An 18604-nucleotide genomic window follows, 5' to 3' on the forward strand; every position below is an offset into this window, starting at 1 on the left:
CCGCGAAGGCCGGGATTTTGACTACGGACACTTACCTCCAATACTCAACTGAAAGCGTTTGCAAATATAATGCTAGCAAATATGCCGTTCGCAAATATAGTGAATATATAGAAATTGAATATACAAATCTTACTTTTCGCGAATGAACAAATGAGGCACGAGTGAACAATACCGTTAAACTTTTTGTTGGCTAATTCGGATTATGTATACTGTCTCTTTTATTTACTTGTAATCAAACTGTAATCTTTCTCTCAGGTAGCTTTCATCTTGCGCCTATATACTTATCCCATGACCCCCCTTATTATATATTATCTCTTGTAGCCTGCGGCTTCGTGCCGCAGGCGTCTTTTTTTAGTATGATCCCTACACTAGAGTCAAGTGAATACGATGGTAAATACCGCTTATGCCAAATAAACACGAAACATTTCACATGGTATACGCTGAAAAACACATCTTATTTCTCCACATAAACCACGCAAGCCGTTCAATTTACCTCACAGTCGAAAAATAGGATACAAAACCCCGCTTAAGCAAGCAAGCCCAGCTGCTTCGGAAAGATTAGGATGTAAAAAACCGCCTAACGTAACCTGTGAAAAGTTACGAAGACGGTTATTGGCGAGATCTATTTTTACGAATCACTTCGTGTTGTCGTTTAAGAAAGGCAGCACTGTATGCCAGAAAGCAGGGTCCTGCTCGGATGCGCTATGTCCGTTTGACTGTACGAATAACGTCTCGATCGTTCCCGTCGGCAGCTCGCTCTGTAGTTGCTTCAAGTCCTCCGAACGGATGAAATCGTCGCCCACCGAATGAATCATAAGCACCGGGGTTTTCGTTTTCCTGCCTCTCGTAGTGCCTGCCGTCGCTGAACTGTCCCCCGCATGCTTCTCTAATACGGTTTTAATATCAGCTTCCTTGAACTGCTGCCTCGTAATGCCTGCGCGAATAAGCCATATCGAAGGTATCGCGTAAGCGAGCGGGAAGATCGGCATCTTCTTTCTTCTGAGCTCGGCCTTCAGCATCGTATCGAAGCGAACGGGCATTGAATCGGTCACTACGGCGGATACATCCGCGCCATGATCCAATGCGAGCAGCGCTCCGAAACCGCCAAGCGAATGGCCGAGGACAACTACGCGCTCGGCGACGAGACCCGGCGTTCCCTTCGCTGCGGCGATAGCCGCCAGCATGTCGTCGCGGAACATAAGCGCCGACGGCGCTTTGATCGATTCGCTGTTCCCATGGCTGCGCGCATCGTACATGAACACAGCGAAGCCCGCTTCATATAGCGGTCTCGTATAACGCAGCACGCGCGTCCGGTTCGAGCCCCAGCCATGCGCCACAATAACGACCGGCAGTCCTGCTTCGCCTGACTTGCTTAGCGTAGTCGGCTGCAGCAGCCAGCCTTCGATGCGCGATCCGCCGCTTACGAACGATAGCGGCTGCCATTTTGTCGCCACATCTGGCGACTCAACATTCGCCAGCTTGCGCGGCTGCTGGCTCTTCGCGCCAATGCTCCAAATGACGTATGCCGCCAACGCCAAAACAATAACGACAACCATCACAATCCATACTTCGGCTCCCATACGTATGGCCTCCGTCTATTGATCCAACTGACGGACGGCGTCCGCGAACAACTTCGCCCGTTCCGTCACTTGATCGAACTTGCCTTCTCGAACCCATTCCAGGTTAATGAGCTTGCCGCCCATCCCAACCGCGTTCGCTCCCGCTTTGAAGTAATCGGCAATGTTGTGCAGATCCACTCCGCCTGTCGCCATGATCGGAACCGAATCCAAAGGACCGCGGATTTCCTTCAAATAGCCGACTCCGAGCGTTCCCATCGGGAACAGCTTGACCGCTTCTGCGCCGGCCTTAACCGCCTTCACGATTTCCGTCGGCGTCATGACGCCGGGCCAAACCGAGATGCCGCGCTCGCGTCCGAACGCGATGACTTCCTCGTCCAGGTTGGGAGAGATGATGAATTGCGCGCCAGCGTCAACGGCTTGCTTTGCAAGCTCCACGTCTAGCACCGTTCCAGCGCCTACAGCCGCCTTGCCATCGAACTTGTTCCGCCACCGCTCGATCATCGCTGCCGCGCCGTCCGTATTCATCGTAATTTCCATCATATGAATGCCGCCGTCGATCAAAGCTTGAGCCGCGTTATCCGCGTGTTTATTTTCAATCCCTCTTAATATAGCCACAATTTTGTGCTTAAGCAGCAAATCAAGCATTTCGCTCATCGATCTTCCTCCGCTCTTTATTCAACTATTCCCAGAATTCACGTAAAATCCGCAAAAATAAGTTCGGAAACGGAAGGGTATCCATATCCTCCGGCCCAATCCATGCATATTCCTTCGGCAGCTCCTGCTCGGCTACAGCCTGGGCTGTATTAGCGTAGGCTTGAGAGACTTCAGAGGCTATACGGATTCCCGTACCGGCAGCACTATTACCGAACGCTGAAGGCAGACCCTCTTGATCCATATACCCGCTTGCCGCTTCGGCAGCAATGCCGTAAGCCTCCGCCGTATCGGCCGTTAAGCCTTCTCCGCCCAAGTCGGTCAAGTATACGCGCATCTTCCAATGTATATGGCTGAATACGTGATCGGCATCCATGAACCATCGGCGCGGGCGTATGAGCATCCCTGTCTCATCCAGCAGCATTCCGCCAAGCTCGGCGGCCAGCGCCTCCTGCTCCTTCGGCATATCCTCGTTCAGCAGTCCAGACTTGTCCTTGGATAGAAGCAGATGCGGAAGCTCCCACATTTGCGCCAGCAGTCCAGTATCCGGCCGTCTTCTTACGAGCACTTTGCCCGCATTCGGCCCGCTTCCGAGCACGATTGCGGCAACACGCTGTTCTGGCCGCGGAGGCTTGGCCTTCGTCTTAATCGGCAATTCGCCTTCCCGGCCTTCCAGCCTGCCCTTGCAATGCTCCATCACCGGACAGGTCAGACAGCCCGGCGACTTCGGCGTGCATACGAGCGCACCCAGCTCCATTAAAGCCTGATTAAAGTCGCCCGCAGCTCCTTCGGGAATAAGCGATACCGCCAGCTTCTCGATGGATACTCTCGTGGCTGGCTTCGCAATGTCATCCTCCAAGCAGAAGTAGCGCGACAGCACCCTCATAACGTTGCCGTCTACCGCCGGCTCGGGGCGGTTGAACGCGATGCTCATGATTGCCCCGCTCGTATACGGACCGACACCCTTCAGTCCGGCTACGGCTGTTTTATCATCAGGCACAACGCCTCCGTACTTTTGAACGACCTCTCTAGCTCCGGCCTGAAGATTGCGCGCACGCGAATAGTAGCCAAGACCTTCCCAGCACTTCAGCACCTCTTCCTCAGGTGCTGAAGCCAGCGCTTCAGCGGTCGGGAACTTGTCCATGAACCGGTTGTAGTAAGGAATAACCGTATCCACCCGCGTCTGCTGCAGCATAATTTCGGACACCCATATCCGGTAAGGATTGCGGTTCTGACGCCACGGCAGATCTCGCTTCTGACGACGATACCAGACGAGCAGCTCGCGGCTGAAATATGAACTTGCTTGCTCCATATCTGTCACTAGCTTAAATCCCCCTTTTCATGATGTGTTGTGCGCTCCTGCTCCGCAGTGGACTTGCCAGATGCGCATGACCTTGCAATACGGCGATATTGAATAGGCGAAATGCCTGTGTACCGTTTAAAGAGTCGGGACAAATAATGATTCTGCATTCCTACAAGACGGGCAACCTCGGCGATCGGCTCTGCCGTCTCGACAAGCAGCTGCTTCGCAAGCGCCAACCGGCGATTCGTCACATATTGGATCGGCGAGCAGCCCATCATATTTTTGAACGAGGTAATAAAATAGTTTGGATGCAGAAAAGCAACCTTAGCCAGCTCTTCAATCTGAATGTTGCGGTCCAAATGCGCCTCAATGTAAGCCACGACTTCATTCCATTTGATATCGGGGCTCTCTATGCTCTGCTGCTCCTTCTGGCTGTAGCTCTCCTCGAAATATAAAGCGAGAAGCTCAAGCAGCACCGCCTTCATTCTAAGCTCGCGAGTCACACCTTGCGTCGTTTGGAGCTGGATGAGCTTCATGAACAACTGCTGCACATACTCGTCATCCTTAATCTCTATGAAAGCCGGCAATTGCTGCAATTCAATGAACTGCATATCCGCCGGATCCAGACGATAATGGCACCAATAACGTCCGAACGACTCGTCGCCCTTCGTCCCGAACGATTGCACCTTGCCGGCCGGCATAAGAAACAGCTTACCGCGCGTTGCGCTATAGCTGATCGAATCCATCTCCAGCCAACCCTCGCCCTTATCTACATAGCAGAAGCGGTAGAAATCAGGCTCTGTGTTGTTCTCACACCATCCTACGTTGCTCGTGGAATAAGCCGTCATAAGCACGTCGGCATGAATGCGATTTAATTGATTTTGCATTATGGTTGCGATTGTCGGGTTCATTGTTTCTCCTGTTGTCTATACCGCAAATAACCCGGATAGAAAAGAACGGGCAAATGATTTTTGGCAGTAAAGTATGTATAAGATGATTATACTTTGGTATATTTTTAGATATAGCTGAAAGACTACCTATCTATTATACGGATTTACGCAATAAATGCATATGAATGTTAACGAATTGGCAATTGGAAAGTATAGAGAGGGGATATACAGCATGAGTAAACAACTTCAAAGGATCGCTATCCTATGCAAAATAGCTGTTGCAGCGGCCTTGCCGCTTGCATTGGCGGCTTGCGGAGGCGGGGATGATAAAGGAGCCGGCCTTCGAGATGCGCCTCCTAAGGTCGCGGCTGTCTACAAAGCGAACTGCGTCAGCTGCCACGGCACCGAGCTGCAAGGACGCATGGGGACGGTGACGAACCTGCAGCAGGTTGGCGCTCGAATGGAAGCAACCGATATTGTAAACCAGATTGAAGAAGGCGAAGGCTCAATGCCGCCGTTCAAAGAGCGACTAACCGCGGAGGAAATTACCGGGTTGGCGGAGTGGCTGGCGGGTAAGAAATAGCCGATACGGCTGAATATCAAAAAAAGAGGCTTGGCACTCGTGCCAAGCCTCTTCTTGCCTGTATTTCATACAGTCTAATCATGCCCAATAACCTGTTAAGCGACTTTTGCGTGGAAAGCATACAGTCAAATCCGGCATTCTTGCCCTCAGCAGTAGCCTTCCCCCGTCCATCTGACTGTATAATTTCCAATCAAACTCTGATATCGTCTCGTTACTAGCCTTTTGACTGCACAAAATCCACTCAAAAGGCTAGTAAATACATTCGGTTTAAACGAATGAATCAACGCTCTCTCATGACTAGTATCCGATGTGATGTCCGTTCAGCTTCGGCGCTTTGCCGCCATAGTCGAGCACTGACGGACCTGTGTAGGTCCAGCTCGTATCTCCCATCTGAGGGTGCGAAGGAAACAGCTCGCCCTGCATCAACACAAGATCGCCGCCCCAATCGTCGGAATAAAGCCCATCATATTGAACCCATTGTCCGGTCTTGAATCTGCGCTTTGTTTTCCGCTGCCGATCTTCTCTCATCGCCGTCAACTCCCTCTCACCGCATAAGCTTGGTATATTACATTCCAAGTATGGGCAAAAGGTTACAGCTATATGCGTTCCACCACCGCGAAAGCCGAAGCAAGCGTCCGCTCATGCGTGATCGTCACATGAATGCGAATGTTTGCTGCCGACAAACCGAGGCGTCTCCAAGCCTGCTCCGATAACACGCATTCAGGCTTGCCGCAACCGTCTCTACCAATCGTCATATCGGTAAAACCTACCGCCCGGCCTATTCCGCAGCCTAGCGCCTTCACCACCGCTTCTTTGGCCGCGAATCTACCAGCCGTGAACTGCTCCAGCCGTTCCCCCGAATAACCCGCCGACAGCTCCCGTTCTTCCTCCGTGAGTACACGCTCTACGAATTTCGCACCGGTTCGTCCGTTCATTATTTGCTTAACTCGACCTATATCCGTTAGATCATGCCCGATGCCAATGATCATCCTCACACCTGCCTTTATATGATGGTGAGATTAGCAGATGCAGGTAGGGAAGTCAAGAACTTGTCTCTCGCTCAAAATGAATAGAATGGGCTAACCCGTCTATTACATCCACCGTAATCACGTTGTTGACCGAAACATCGATTAAAGCCCCGGTTGCCTTATACGTATATTTCACAAAGCCGGGATACGAATCGGCATCCGAATCAGCGGGTTGCGGCTCGAACGGAATGGTTTGAGGCTGTTGCGAATTCGGTTCTCCATCCGACTGCGGCGCTGTCGATACGTCTATCTTACTTGGAGGTCCGCTGTCTTCAGGCAGCCATAAATATAGGATCGCCTTCTGACTGCTCGAGCCGGAGTCGCTGTCCTCGTCGATTCGCAGCGTCATATGAGCTTGCTCCCCCATCACATGCCAATACAAAGGAATTCCAGCTGCTTGCTCTGCCGCTGCGGATGGCGGGGAAGTTGTCGAGAGCATTCCTGCCAACAGGAACAAAGCAACCGCTAGCAAAATTTCGATTCGTACGCCGATCAACAGTCCTCTCACAGAAGCAGAAGCCGCCGCTTTGCCATCCCTCGCTTCCTCCGCCTGCGCAAGCCTCGGCATGAAGACGAGGCGGTGCAGCGCTGCAAGAACGAGCACAAGCAGCAGCAAGCCCGATTTGATTAGGATAAGGTTGCCGTAATCTTCAGTAATAAGCTGCTTCCAAGAGTCGAGCTGCTTAACGGTCAGCCATACTCCGCTCACTATGATAAGCATCATGCTTGGCAAAGCCCAGGCCGCGAATCGCTCTGCTGCGAGCTTCAAGGCGGCCGCCGCCTGCTTCCGATAAGTAAGCGCAGCAAGTCCGGCGAGACCGCCAAGCCATATAGCGGCCGATCCCATATGAACCGCATGCGCAAGGATAGCCGATCCGGCGTCCGTCAGTTCCGCATAAGCATGGCCCGTCAACGGGAACGTGACGATGATTGCCGCCGCCGCCGCGGCTTTCACGATATTCGCGAAGCGCTGCTCGCGAGCGGGAGCGAATGCAAGCAGCAGCAAGAGCACTGCCGCTAAGGGACGGAGAACGGCAATCTTGCCAACCATCGTTCCGTTAGCAATCTGTCCGATCGGGATGCCGCCGAGATCGTTCGAAAGCATCGTCAGCCTCCACATCCCCGTAGTCAGCCACACGGCAACGGCAACTGCCATCACGATTCGTTCTGCTCGCAGAGTGAAACCGGTAGGAGCATCCTCGGCGTAATCTCTCCATATGCAGTAGCGGAAGAAGAGCAGCGCTGCAAGTATGGCGGACACAAACACATCCGCAATCCGAAGCGCTGACATTAGCTTCTGACCGCCCGCATGGTTATGCTCGCTATCCTCCGTGTCCGTTCCCAGCATCTCTTGCTCGATTTCCGAAGCTTCGGCTTCCGTGGAATTCGTTGAAGTTAAGGGGTCCGTCGGTTGGCTGCTTGGCGGCGAACTAGTTGGTTCGCTGTTCGTTTCACCAGTCGCCTGAGGTATCTCAGTCGCTATTGCTGAACCTGTCTCCTGACCGTCCGCATCCGCCGAGCCAACGCCCGTATTGTCGTTTTGTTTTGGCGGAGACGTTGCAGATGGCTTAGCCGAAACGCCTACGTCCTTGTCTATCGTGTCGCTAGGCGTAGGCTTTGGCTTCACAGTCGGCAACGGCTTGCTGCTGGCTGAAGGCTTCTCACCGCCGCTCTGCTCACCCTGCCCCGACCCGGCTTGCCCGCCGCCATCAAGCGAAACCGTCTCGTCCGGCTTCGTCTGCGTCAGCTTGCCGCCGATCGCGAAGCGGAACGAGCCGTCCGTAATATGCGTATCGAGCGACAACACCTGCCACACTACCTTATACTCGCCGCTTTCCAGCTTCGGTATTGCATAGACAAGCGTCATTTCTCCGTCTGCGCTCAGCTTGCCGGCTATGCTGCTGCCGTCGCTTGCTTTCGTAAGCGTAACGCTGCTAAGCTTCGAATCGATTTTCTCCGTGAACGTAAGCTTAATCGCCTCCGGCGAGGCTTGCAGCTCCGCATCCTGCAGCGGCGTCGAATGCGAAAGATAGGCATGCGCCGAGACGAAGCTCGGCAAGCATGCCCACATGAACCAAATCGTTATCGTTATAAGGCTAAGTCGTTTAATCATCGATTTTCGAACCATTACTTCGTATAGATCGCAATGGCTGCCCGATTATCGCCGACTGCTGGGAAATATTCAACGATCGCTCCAGCTCCTTCAGCCGAGCCGCGCAGCGCAACAAGCCCATTGCCTTTGAATGAAGCGTTCACGTATTGGCGGATGAAAGACGCATCGACCATTGTTGTCCCTTTCTTCACCGTTACGGAGGCTGCCGTCCCATCCGTCACCGCATTGCCGTTCACATATAGATGCGGCGCGGCGGACGCTGCTGTTCCTGGCAGCTTCGGTGAACGATTCTGAACAGTGAACGTCATCGTCGCTTCATAGTTCGTGCTCGTATACTCGCCTTCCTTGCCTTCAGTTGTAACAGGCTTAGCGCGAAGCAAGTAATAGTCCGCAGCTCCCGTCGTGAACGTAACAATCCCCTTAGCGTCGGTCGTCAATTCCAGTGATTCCGAGTTGCTGCGGCGAATGAGATCAACGGCCGTATCCGCCAGCGGCTTGCCTTTCAGCAGCAATTGCACGGACACCTGCTCCGAAGGGGCAACGGCCGCCGGATTAAATTGCGGAACAAGCTCCGCGCGATCCGGACTAACCTGCTTCGAGAACCCTGTCAACGACTTCACCCGCTCGGCGACCGGAATATCGCCAACCGCTACGAACGACTTGGCGCTTCGCAGCGTACGGCTGGCTACGCCGCCATGGGCGAATACCGTATCACCCTCTGCAGAAACAACATAGGCTCCCGGCACATTCGATTTAAATGAAGTGACAAAATAATTGTTCACTGCCGGCTCTGTCTCCGTTGCCGCTTCCCCTGCATAGAAGCGCGTACCTGTAATATCCGACTTAACGCCAGCTGGTGTCGTTACGAACACCTTTGTCGTATCCTGACTCCACTGGCCGGCAATGCGGTAGCTTTTATGATCGTTCGAGTGATTGCCAAGCATAAGCTCGACATAGGATACTTGTCCCGGTGCGACGATTGGCGTGTTCGTCTGCGACCAGCCGTCATGCGCGAAGACGGGAACGGCCGCTCCGAGCGTTAATACGGCAACGAGAGCCGCGCCTGCAAGCTTTTTTCGGAAACGCAATGTGTTCTTCATAAAATGAAACAACCTCCGTCGATTTGGATTTGATGTCCAAATTGTATCAACGAAGGTCGATAAGCGCATGACTCGATCGGGCTATACGCTTGTGAACGATGTATGAACAAGAACAAAACTCTAGCTTGCTATGTGCGGGAGTACAGGAAGGACTCAATCTGCTCGGCCGGCAACGGCTGGCTAATATAGAAGCCTTGCATGTAGTGGCATCCTAGCTCCTGAAGCAGCTCATATTGTTCAGCCTGCTCGACTCCTTCGGCGACAATTCGCAGATCAAGGCTATTCGAGATCGAGATGATTGCTTTCACAATGTCGATATCTTGCCGCTCGCAGGACAACTCTTGAATAAAAGATTTGTCGATCTTCAAGCTGTTAAGCGGCAGCTTCCTAAGCATGGATAACGATGAATAACCCGTCCCGAAATCGTCCATCGCAATCTGAATGCCGATGCTCTCCAGTTCTCTTAACAAAGAGATCGTGTAATCAAGATCGTCGATGACGGTGCTTTCCGTTATTTCGAAGCATAAATAGTTCGGATCCATCCTCGTCTCATTGACAATGGACTTCACGGACTCAATGAAATCAGCCTGCTTAAGCTGGCGTCCGGATATATTGACCGACAGCTTGAGCGGCCGATGCCCGGCTGCCAGCCATCTGGCGTTCTGCGAGCAGGCTTCTCGCAGCACCCACTCGCCGATCGGAACGATAAGACCCGTCTCCTCGGCCAGCGGAATGAACGTCATGGGCGAGATGCATCCAAGCGTCGGCGAGTTCCAACGCAGCAGCGCCTCGAATCCATAAAGCTGACCTGTCGCCATGTCTATCTGCGGCTGATAATGCAGCACGAACTCATCGCCAAGCACCGCTTGCTTCAGCTCGCTTTCCAGATTAAGCCTCCACATCCTTTGCTCAATCATCTGCTCCGAGAATATTTCAAAATGATTTTTGCCCGTTTGCTTCACATGGTACATCGCAATATCCGCTTTCTTGAACAGCGAATCCGCATCCGTCCCGTCGCGCGGGAACAAGCTAATGCCTGCGCTTGCTGAAATGGTCAGATTAACGCCTTCATCGAATATGAGCGCAGACAAATAGGTAGCAAATGCGCAAGTGAACGACTCGATCTCGTCTATATGCCGGAAGCGGTAGAGGACGACGAACTCATCGCCGCCGAATCTAGCAATATAATCCCCCTCCCGCACAAGCTCCCTGAGTCCAGCAGCAACAAGCTGCAGCAGACGGTCACCCATATGATGCCCGAAGCTGTCGTTCATTTTTTTGAAATGATCCAAATCAAGAACGATAAGCGCGAACGGCTGATCGGGATGCGCCGTTGCCGACGACACTTCCTCGAAGAATCGGCGTCGATTCATCAGTCCCGTCAACGTGTCGTGATAAGCTAAGAAACGCATTTTCTCCTCTGACTGCTTTCGCTCCGTAATATCTCTTACCGAACCTACCATTCGAATCGCAGTGCCACACGAGTCATATAAGGCTTCACCCGATATCGCCGTCCATACATATTCTCCTGAATGCTTGCGGAGCCGCACGTCAACGGAGAAGGGAACATGCTCGTTAATATGGGCGCTTAGCGCCCGCTTATAATATGCTTCGTCATCGCTATGTACAAAATAATCCAGTGTCTGAGCATCAGCGCACTGCAGCAAGTCATAGAAACGCTGGTTCCATGCTACTTCGCCCGTTACCAGATCCCAATCCCAAATGCCGTCGTTAGTCGTTCTCGAAACGATCTCAAGCTGCTCGGCAATTTGACGATATTGCATGCCCTGCTCTCTGACCTCGTCAAGCAGAGCCTGCTTGTCGAGCGTATTTCCAATAAGGTCCAGATAATGAACGACTGACATGTAATCGTCCATATTCTCTACCGTATCCGAAAGCCGAGTGCCTGCTGCAAGCACACTCCAGTTGTCCGGTTCAGTCCGATAAGGGATGATATAGATCATCTCGCCGTCTTCTTCCTTCTGAATGCTTTCGATAAGCTGAAGCGGCGGGAAGCTCTCAACGGGCATGCTGCCTGCATGCAGCCGCTGCTCATCTCGCTGGAAATGATAGAGTTCGCTTAACGATATATGTTCCCCGGGAGAAGCATCAAAGTTCCATTTCCCCAGACAGCCCCATTGGAAATGCGGCGCTAGCGCCCAAGACAAGCTCTTCAGCTGCTTAATGTTGTAATTAAGAATAAATTTATTGAATTCGTAGTGAACGCCTAGCTGCGTTACTCTTTTTTTATCATCGCGGTGATCTTCAAGAATCTGCTTCGTCGTCGTTTCCCGCTCAAGATGCGTTGAACAGCCGCATGTGCCGCGTGCAATAAGCGTACACGCAATCCGATGGATGGATGACGGAATGGAATCGGCTGGATTGTTAATTTGGCGCAGCAGCAATTCCACCGCGAGTTGGCCCTTACGCGCAATATTCTGATCTATGCTAGAGAGTCCGCTTCGCTGCGACCTGGCGGCAATCGTATTATCGAAGCCGATTATCGCCATATCCTCGGGAATACGAACACCAAGCTCCTCGAACCGCTTAATCATGCCAATCGCCATCATATCCGTGCAGACAACTACGGCGCGGAAGGGAAATCCCGCTTGGGCAATCTGCTCCGCTGCACGCCTGCCTCCGTCTACGCTTAAATCGTCCGGATCGATTACGTAAGACGGATCAAAGCGAAGCCCGCATGCTTCAAGCCCCTTCTTATAACCACTCAATCTATACTTCATATCGTCAAGCGCCAGATGGCCCACGAATCCGATGGAACGGTGACCATGCTCATACAAATGCCGTACTGCGGCCATAATCCCGCCTTCATTGTCGCAGATTACCGTTTGTCCATTCGCATTCAACGCTTCAAGATCCTTCGCTACGCCTACAATCGGCTTGCTCCATTCATTCGACAATTGCTGTATATAGGAGTCTGTAACGGCATTGTTCAATATAATCCAGCCGTCCACGTAGTCAAGCGCAATCGGACAATCGAATTTTTTTCCAGCTGTTCGAATAGCAACTAATCTTGTTTCATTTTGCAAAGCTGCCCTTTGGATCGAATTCATCATTTCACCAAGGTAATTGCCGCCTAGGAAGGACGTCAATAATCCGATCGTTGGTTTACGTTGCATCGATAACAGCTCCCTTAATGTCGAATAATGTATGTAACCGAATCATATCATTTCGACTATGAAAGCGCTACCCGTAATTTGGGAATGTATGGGTTATAACTGTATTAGTGACATACCTTTCGAAAAATGATAGTTTGAGTTAGCAGCAGTTATTATGACTCTAGGAGTTGAAAAGCGTGACCAGCACTTATACATCCGTTACCGCCTTGTCGTCTGCAGCCAACTTTATGTACAGACCGACCGGCGAGACAACGATTACTTTCCGAACCTATGTGAAGCCGCGCGAGTATGGCGCGCTTCGCTTGAAATTATGGCATAGCAACGCCGTTGATTCCACTTGGTCAGACGGCACTGAATCCAAGGCTTCCGATAAAGGCGGCGCTTGGCGAATCGAGAGCTGTACGATTGGCGATGGCGGCCTTCTCCAAGGCGGCGCAGCTCAGGCTGGCAGCCTGCACACGATCACCTTCAATGGCGACGCTTCGAAGCAGGTGCTGCCAGGCGAGCGCTTCTGGAGCGATCCGGTAGACTTATTCATTCCTGAGGGGCATTCGCTTGTATTTACATGGGCGATTGCAGCGAACGGTCCGGAGGACGGTATTCCTTACAATACAGAGACACTGCTAGCCTCTGCTTATGAAGCTGCCGGCAATCTTGCGGCGCAACATAGCGCGGAAGGGTTCTTGCCCGCCGGCAATCGGCAGGTGTTGCCATCCATGATCGCTTACGAACGGGCGACGGATAAGCATCTTGTGTTTCTCGGCGATTCCATTACGCAAGGCGTGCGCACGGAAAAGGATGGCTACTCGTTCTGGTCAGCTCGAATCGCGGAGGGTTTGGCGCCGTCCATCGGCGTGTGGAATATCGGCAGCGGTTGGGCCCGCGCCTATGATCTTACCCCGGAAAGCCCATGGCTATATAAAGCAAAGCAAGGTAACGAGGTCGTGATATGTCTTGGCGTCAACGACATTGGAACAGGCAATTGCAGCGCAGAGCAACTAATTGGCGACCTAACCTCGATCATTGAGCAAGTGAAAGCCGCTAATCACGATACAGCCATCATTCTTTTCACCTTGCCGGCCTTCAACTTCGAAGGCGCTCATGAAGAGGTGTGGCGGAACGTTAATGAATGGATCAGGCAGCAAGCGCCGTCGCGCGTAGAGCGCGTGTTCGATATCGCGAAGGTGCTCGGGCAGGCTGCGCCTCATGAGAACAAGCTCAAGGACGAATATATGAGTCCTGGCAATGACCCTCATCCGAACGGCAGAGCGGGAGCGGACGTCGCTGAAGCCTTTTTAGCTTGGTATCGCTTATAGCATTTAACGAGAAAAAAGGCAGCAAGAAACGCTAGTATAGCGTTTTCTGCTGCCTTCTCTCTATGTGCTGCAACCAAATTAGATGCCTGGAATCGGCGATCGTTTGTGCTCGGTTTTCAAATATTGCTTCTCAAGCTTCTCGCGCGCCTCTTCGCTAATTTCTTTGCCTTCGAGGTAAGCGCTATTCTCATCGTACTTAATGCCAAGCTCGTCTTCGTCGGTCTGACCGTCCCATAGACCTGCGGTCGGCGCCTTGTCGAGGACGCTTTGCGGTACGCCGAGATGCGATGCCAGCGAACGAACCTGGCGCTTGTTCAGCGAGCTAAGAGGGGTAACGTCTACAGCCCCATCGCCCCACTTCGTATAAAAGCCGGTAATGGCCTCCGAAGCATGATCGGTGCCAACGACAAGCAAATTCATATCGAAGGCAAGCGCGTATTGCATGACCATACGCGTTCTTGCTTTCACATTGCCTTTGCCGCCGCGGCTAAGATGACGGTGAATGCCCAGCGACTTAAACCCATGCTCGACTTCGAGCGCGATCTCGTCAACCGCTTCGCCGATATTCGTCTCCACCTTATGCGTAAGCCCGAAAGCTTCAGCGACGGCGTAGCTGTCGTGAATATCCGCTTGGTCACTATACGGCTGGAAGACGCCGAGCGTAATGTATTCTTGGCCCGACTCCTCGCTGAGCTCGTCGGTAGCGCGTTTGCACAGTCCTGCCGCTACAGCGCTGTCAATGCCGCCACTGATCGCGATCAGCAAACCCGTTGTTCCCGATTGCTTGACGTATTGCTTCAGGAAGTCGACCCGTTTACGGATTTCCGCTTCCGGCTCAATTTCCGGCTTTACGCCAAGACGTTCAATGATTTCGCGCTGCAAGCTCATAAGTATCGTCTCCGTTTCTTATTTGCAGAACCGGTCGAATGCATCGGTCAAATCTGCTGCGATGTCTGCTGCCGAGCGGTTCTCGATTTGGTGGCGTTCAATGAAATGAACAAGCTCTCCGTCCTTCATCAGGGCGATCGAAGGGGAAGATGGCGGGTATGGCGCGAAGTATTCGCGTGCTTTCGCCGTTGCTTCTTTGTCTTGACCTGCGAACACCGTGTACAGGTGGTCAGGCGTTACTTCGTTCTGAAGCGCTTCTGCCACGCCTGGACGGCATTGGCCTGCCGCGCAGCCGCATACGGAGTTGACTACGATAAGCGCTGTTCCTTTGGCGTTCGGAACGGCTGCCTCAACTTCCTCCGGTGTACGAAGCTCTTGAATGCCGATACGAGTAAGATCGTCGCGCATCGGTTGAACCATATCTAACATATATCTTTCGAAGGACATAGACATTGTAGAACACTCCCTTAAATTACATGATTTTAGCTACTATTATACCGTCCCTTACGAAAATAAAGCAACCGGAGCTCATCACTCCGGTTGCTCATTTATCGCCTTATCCGTCGATTTATCCGGCTCTCCTGCACCGTAAGCCGCATTTTTGTCAAGATGCATAAAAATGCCTGCCTGCGGAGCGATTTTCCGTTCGAAATAATCTCGGTTCTCTGCCGTTTGGAAGCCTACGTCCTTGAACGGATGCACCCACTGATCTCCCGCCATGATGGCCGGATCCGTCTCCACGCTCCATTGCGACAGCGGAGAATGATCGGATTCATAATTGTGATCGCCGATCACAACGCCATGTTCATTGACGAAAGGGGCACGCTCGCCTCTTCCTTCACGGAATTCTGGCTGAAACTCGATCTCATACGGATCTAGCGCGGGATCATCCTTCATCGCGCCTTGTTCGGGATGACGTTGCTGCTCTTCACCAGCCATTCGCAAACGCCTCCTTGCTAGATCGAAGGCCGATTCGGGCCGTTCAGCTTCTTATCGTAGCCTGCTTCTTCAGCAGCCTTGCCGGATTTCGCCGTATTGTTAGCTGCTTGCTGCCGCTGCTCGCGTGAGCTGCCTTTGTCGCCCCTATTGTTTTGCGCCATGCTTGCTCTCCTCCTTCCAGCTTCCGGCTCGAAATCATTCAAGCCAGTCCTGTTGGTTTCGAAGCTAGTATGCGCATAGACTGCTTACCTTATGTCGTTATTCCGACCTCTTGCGTATGTATATTGAAGCTTACAACGAATGTTGTACCTTTGCCTTCTGTGGAATAAGCATCAATTCGGCCGTTATGCCGTTCTGCAATACTAAGGCATAGCGGCAGCCCGAGTCCCGTTCCTCGCGTCTTAGTTGTAAAGAAAGGCTCGAACAGCTTATTCATCTTCTCCTGCGGGATCCCTACGCCAACATCGACGATACGAAGCTCGATAACGTTGTCCTTGTATTCCGTTGTAATCGTGAGAATGCCCTTCTCGTCCATGGCTTCCATACCGTTTCGTGCAAGATTAAGCAGCAACTGCTTAATTTCTCGATCGTTCACCATAATCGATGGCATATCCTCGCCTAATTCAACCAGCAGCGACTGCCCGCGCAAGTTCGCATCGGCTTCCAGCAACGGCTTCATATCGCTAATGATGTCATTAAGCGAACTCATCCTCATTTCGAGCGCTCTATTCTGCGCGAGCGATAAGAAGTCGCTTATAATGCTGTTGACGCGATCCAGCTCCTCCATCACAATCCGGAAATAATCATGATGGGTCTGCCCGCTGCGCTCCTGGATGAGTTGAACAAAGCCGCGAATGACGGCCATCGGATTCCTAATTTCATGCGTTATGCTCGCGGCCATCTGCCCGACAAGGCTCAAGCGCTCCATACGGCCAACCTCGTCGCGCAATTGATTAATTTCAGTTACGTCATGCGCAAGCAGCGCAGCCCCAGCGATTTGTTCGTTAACCGTAGATCGAATCGAGAACGCGGTTTTGAGCAATATTTTATCGCCTTCGATGTAGGGTTGGAGTGTTTCTCTATCGCCGTTCAACGCTTTCTGCAATAGCTCCTCGCACGCCGACGCTAACTCAGGAACGAATATATCGCGGTATGACTCCCCAAGCAATAGCTTCACGTTATTGAACTCCGGCTTCAACCTAAGGAGCTTGATCGCTAGTTCATTAATATGGGTAACAATACCCTCCCGATCGAGCAGTACAACCGCAAACGACGTCTCGTCAATGAATTGCTGAAGCTTCTCGACCTCGTTGCGATAATTGGCCGACACGCGCGTCACTTCATCGTAAAGCAACTTCTTCTCCCTGACGCTTTCGATCATATAGATAGACAACCACATCGCAAGCAAAGTTCCAACAATGCTTATTAATAATGAACTTATAATCTCTGCGTTCAATTGAATTTGCTGAACTGAAAAATATAAGATGAAGGTTAAAACGTAATAGAGGCATATCAAAGACATGATAAACAGCCCGATCCGTTTCTTGCGAAGCGAAGATACGCGATGAAAATGACGTAATGTCGCCGACATCCCCATCATGAAAATAATGATGAATACGCTGAAAATTACGAATTCGGACAGGTTGTCAAGCATCGGTATGCGGAACGCGGCATATACGATGGTCAATACGACTAAGGTCGGAAGTCCGCCGTATAGAGAAGCAACCGTATAAGGAATGAGACGAAAATCAAGCTCATAACCGTGCACGCTCTGCGAAGTAATCATGCATAGAGCCATTGCGCCTCCGCCCAGCAGCGACATAATAAGCGATGTGTCTTTGCTGCCGCGATCTTTGTCATACCATAGCTGATAAGCAAACACCGGCAATAAGGATAAGATGAATTGTAGCAGCAGCTCCTTCAACACAGACAATCAGATCCCCCTAGCGTCTAAACTGCTATTCAAATGTCTCAAGCATGTCATTTCCTTCGGACGCAACGTAACATAATCTATCATACTATCATTCCCAAAAAACATAAACTACCTGTTTTGACATCTGTGGTCAATCCAGTCTATCATTTGCACAATTGTATGTTCCCCATCGATATCATTGTGCAGCTCATGATACCCGCCTTCGACCGGAAGCCAAGCGCATCGTTCCCCGAGCCGTGCCGCTAGCTCCTTGCTCGCTTGAAAGGACGTTATTCGATCCGCCGTACCGTGGATAATCAGCACAGGAACGTCAAGCTCATCGATATGCTCGATCGCCCATTCCCCAGCCCGCTGTATTTCCAAAAAAGTTCGAACTGTAATTTTCTTATGATACAGCTCGTCATTGACGATGGAGGCTGCGTGCGGATTGCCGCTTCGATACAAGTCCTCCGCCTTCAAGCCCGTTGACTGCTGCAGCGCAGGGACAATCGACGCCAGCCTGCGAGCGAGCCACAACTTCACTTCCGGTGGTTGAAACGCCAGTCGCAGCCATGGGCTGGACAGAATAAGTCCTGTAAGCATCGGATGAAGGCGAAGTACGCAATTCAGCGCAATATTGCCGCCCATGCTATGCCCATATAAGAACAGAGGCAGCCCTGGATGCCGTGAGCTTGCGTCGGCGATCATAAGCCCTGCCTCGCTGACGGTCGCTTCAATCGACAGCATATGGCCCCGCTTGCCTGATGAATGTCCGTGGCCGAACTGATCCATGGCCACAACAGCGAAGCCATGGGACGTCAGCCTCTCGGCAACATGCGAGAAGCGCTCGCCGTGCTCCCCCATGCCGTGCAGCACACAGACGACACCCTTGACCTCAGTGTCATCGGCAGCATCCGGCAACCACTCCCTCACGTACAATTGTGTTTCCCCTACGCCTTTCAGACGCCTTTCCAATCTCAGCATCCGCATCGCCGCCCTTCTTAACTTTTCATTTGGCTTCATTATAACGCATACCTATGCGGTAAAGAATGATACAATGAAGGGGAAACGGCAAAAGCCGTCCTTTGGCGGCGTGACTCGTTTCATTCCGGAGAAATATAGGCATAAAGATAAGAGTGAAACTGATACTTTCCTATATTTGAA

Annotated in this window: 17 protein-coding genes; 2 read left to right on the plus strand and 15 right to left on the minus strand. The window is 51.9% G+C overall.

The genetic code is table 11. From position 1 onward, the window contains the following. Positions 1–635 precede the first annotated feature (635 nt). From AC0YN0_RS25075 to AC0YN0_RS25090, 4 genes are read right to left on the minus strand one after another with little or no spacing between them, the layout of a single operon-like run. Complete coding sequence (locus tag AC0YN0_RS25075) at positions 636–1580, minus strand: alpha/beta hydrolase (RefSeq protein ID WP_475823704.1); 945 nt, start codon at positions 1578–1580, stop codon at positions 636–638. A 15-nt stretch (positions 1581–1595) separates the two neighbouring features. Beyond that, a complete protein-coding gene (locus tag AC0YN0_RS25080) occupies positions 1596–2234 on the minus strand; it encodes a bifunctional 4-hydroxy-2-oxoglutarate aldolase/2-dehydro-3-deoxy-phosphogluconate aldolase (protein WP_475823705.1) in 639 nt (212 codons plus the stop codon). 25 nt (positions 2235–2259) lie between these two features. Beyond that, a complete protein-coding gene (gene mutY, locus AC0YN0_RS25085; protein ID WP_475823851.1) occupies positions 2260–3543 on the minus strand; it encodes an A/G-specific adenine glycosylase in 1284 nt (427 codons plus the stop codon). 8 nt (positions 3544–3551) lie between these two features. Further along, complete coding sequence (locus AC0YN0_RS25090; protein WP_475823706.1) at positions 3552–4445, minus strand: AraC family transcriptional regulator; 894 nt, start codon at positions 4443–4445, stop codon at positions 3552–3554. 211 nt (positions 4446–4656) lie between these two features. Between AC0YN0_RS25090 and AC0YN0_RS25095 the strand changes: the two genes are divergently transcribed. Beyond that, positions 4657–5007: a c-type cytochrome gene (locus AC0YN0_RS25095; protein WP_475823707.1), complete on the plus strand. Its 351-nt coding sequence runs from the start codon at positions 4657–4659 to the stop codon at positions 5005–5007. 297 nt (positions 5008–5304) lie between these two features. Here the strand turns inward: AC0YN0_RS25095 and AC0YN0_RS25100 are convergent, their stop codons facing one another. From AC0YN0_RS25100 to AC0YN0_RS25120, 5 genes are all read right to left on the minus strand, one after another. Then, on the minus strand, positions 5305–5535 hold the full coding sequence (locus AC0YN0_RS25100) for a hypothetical protein (protein WP_475823708.1): 231 nt from the start codon (positions 5533–5535) through the stop codon (positions 5305–5307). 68 nt (positions 5536–5603) lie between these two features. After that, positions 5604–5996, minus strand: coding sequence for a holo-ACP synthase (gene acpS / locus AC0YN0_RS25105; RefSeq protein ID WP_475823709.1), 393 nt, complete (start codon positions 5994–5996; stop codon positions 5604–5606). A gap of 52 nt (positions 5997–6048) precedes the next feature. Further along, the gene (locus AC0YN0_RS25110) at positions 6049–8148 is read right to left on the minus strand and encodes a copper resistance CopC/CopD family protein (protein WP_475823710.1); all 2100 of its coding nucleotides are present in this window, start codon (positions 8146–8148) and stop codon (positions 6049–6051) included. Between the two features lie 14 nt (positions 8149–8162). Beyond that, positions 8163–9248, minus strand: coding sequence for a DUF4198 domain-containing protein (locus AC0YN0_RS25115; protein WP_475823711.1), 1086 nt, complete (start codon positions 9246–9248; stop codon positions 8163–8165). Positions 9249–9376: 128 nt separating this feature from the next. Next, positions 9377–12385, minus strand: a complete 3009-nt coding sequence (locus tag AC0YN0_RS25120; RefSeq protein ID WP_475823712.1) for an EAL domain-containing protein — start codon at positions 12383–12385, stop codon at positions 9377–9379. A gap of 176 nt (positions 12386–12561) precedes the next feature. Here AC0YN0_RS25120 and AC0YN0_RS25125 point away from each other — a divergent pair, with 176 nt between their 5' ends. Continuing rightward, a complete protein-coding gene (locus AC0YN0_RS25125; RefSeq protein ID WP_475823713.1) occupies positions 12562–13701 on the plus strand; it encodes an SGNH/GDSL hydrolase family protein in 1140 nt (379 codons plus the stop codon). A 78-nt stretch (positions 13702–13779) separates the two neighbouring features. Here AC0YN0_RS25125 and nadE read toward each other — a convergent pair whose 3' ends face one another. The 6 genes from nadE to AC0YN0_RS25155 all read right to left on the minus strand — a co-directional run bounded on the left by nadE (position 13780) and on the right by AC0YN0_RS25155 (position 18424). Beyond that, positions 13780–14589 (minus strand): ammonia-dependent NAD(+) synthetase, encoded by an 810-nt coding sequence (gene nadE / locus AC0YN0_RS25130; protein ID WP_337098285.1) that lies wholly within the window; start codon positions 14587–14589, stop codon positions 13780–13782. 18 nt (positions 14590–14607) lie between these two features. Further along, a complete protein-coding gene (locus AC0YN0_RS25135) occupies positions 14608–15042 on the minus strand; it encodes a BrxA/BrxB family bacilliredoxin (protein WP_337098286.1) in 435 nt (144 codons plus the stop codon). Positions 15043–15120: 78 nt separating this feature from the next. Then, positions 15121–15528, minus strand: a complete 408-nt coding sequence (locus AC0YN0_RS25140) for a DUF3905 domain-containing protein (RefSeq protein ID WP_475823714.1) — start codon at positions 15526–15528, stop codon at positions 15121–15123. Positions 15529–15545: 17 nt separating this feature from the next. After that, the gene (locus tag AC0YN0_RS25145) at positions 15546–15689 is read right to left on the minus strand and encodes a hypothetical protein (protein WP_442048266.1); all 144 of its coding nucleotides are present in this window, start codon (positions 15687–15689) and stop codon (positions 15546–15548) included. 89 nt (positions 15690–15778) lie between these two features. Then, complete coding sequence (locus AC0YN0_RS25150; protein WP_475823852.1) at positions 15779–17455, minus strand: ATP-binding protein; 1677 nt, start codon at positions 17453–17455, stop codon at positions 15779–15781. A gap of 114 nt (positions 17456–17569) precedes the next feature. Continuing rightward, positions 17570–18424, minus strand: coding sequence for a lysophospholipase (locus AC0YN0_RS25155; protein ID WP_475823715.1), 855 nt, complete (start codon positions 18422–18424; stop codon positions 17570–17572). Positions 18425–18604 lie beyond the last annotated feature (180 nt).

This window comes from Paenibacillus sp. J22P218 (assembly GCF_056269195.1).

Excerpts from the sequence above, each read along its gene's own strand:
- AC0YN0_RS25075 (WP_475823704.1), bottom strand. The coding sequence starts at position 1,580 with ATGGGAGCCGAAGTATGGATTGTGATGGTTGTCGTTATTGTTTTGGCG.
- AC0YN0_RS25080 (WP_475823705.1), bottom strand. The coding sequence starts at position 2,234 with ATGAGCGAAATGCTTGATTTGCTGCTTAAGCACAAAATTGTGGCTATA.
- mutY (WP_475823851.1), bottom strand. The coding sequence starts at position 3,543 with ATGGAGCAAGCAAGTTCATATTTCAGCCGCGAGCTGCTCGTCTGGTAT.
- AC0YN0_RS25090 (WP_475823706.1), bottom strand. The coding sequence starts at position 4,445 with ATGAACCCGACAATCGCAACCATAATGCAAAATCAATTAAATCGCATT.
- AC0YN0_RS25095 (WP_475823707.1), top strand. The coding sequence starts at position 4,657 with ATGAGTAAACAACTTCAAAGGATCGCTATCCTATGCAAAATAGCTGTT.
- AC0YN0_RS25100 (WP_475823708.1), bottom strand. The coding sequence starts at position 5,535 with ATGAGAGAAGATCGGCAGCGGAAAACAAAGCGCAGATTCAAGACCGGA.
- acpS (WP_475823709.1), bottom strand. The coding sequence starts at position 5,996 with ATGATCATTGGCATCGGGCATGATCTAACGGATATAGGTCGAGTTAAG.
- AC0YN0_RS25110 (WP_475823710.1), bottom strand. The coding sequence starts at position 8,148 with ATGATTAAACGACTTAGCCTTATAACGATAACGATTTGGTTCATGTGG.
- AC0YN0_RS25115 (WP_475823711.1), bottom strand. The coding sequence starts at position 9,248 with ATGAAGAACACATTGCGTTTCCGAAAAAAGCTTGCAGGCGCGGCTCTC.
- AC0YN0_RS25120 (WP_475823712.1), bottom strand. The coding sequence starts at position 12,385 with ATGCAACGTAAACCAACGATCGGATTATTGACGTCCTTCCTAGGCGGC.
- nadE (WP_337098285.1), bottom strand. The coding sequence starts at position 14,589 with ATGAGCTTGCAGCGCGAAATCATTGAACGTCTTGGCGTAAAGCCGGAA.
- AC0YN0_RS25135 (WP_337098286.1), bottom strand. The coding sequence starts at position 15,042 with ATGTCTATGTCCTTCGAAAGATATATGTTAGATATGGTTCAACCGATG.
- AC0YN0_RS25140 (WP_475823714.1), bottom strand. The coding sequence starts at position 15,528 with ATGGCTGGTGAAGAGCAGCAACGTCATCCCGAACAAGGCGCGATGAAG.
- AC0YN0_RS25145 (WP_442048266.1), bottom strand. The coding sequence starts at position 15,689 with ATGGCGCAAAACAATAGGGGCGACAAAGGCAGCTCACGCGAGCAGCGG.
- AC0YN0_RS25155 (WP_475823715.1), bottom strand. The coding sequence starts at position 18,424 with ATGCTGAGATTGGAAAGGCGTCTGAAAGGCGTAGGGGAAACACAATTG.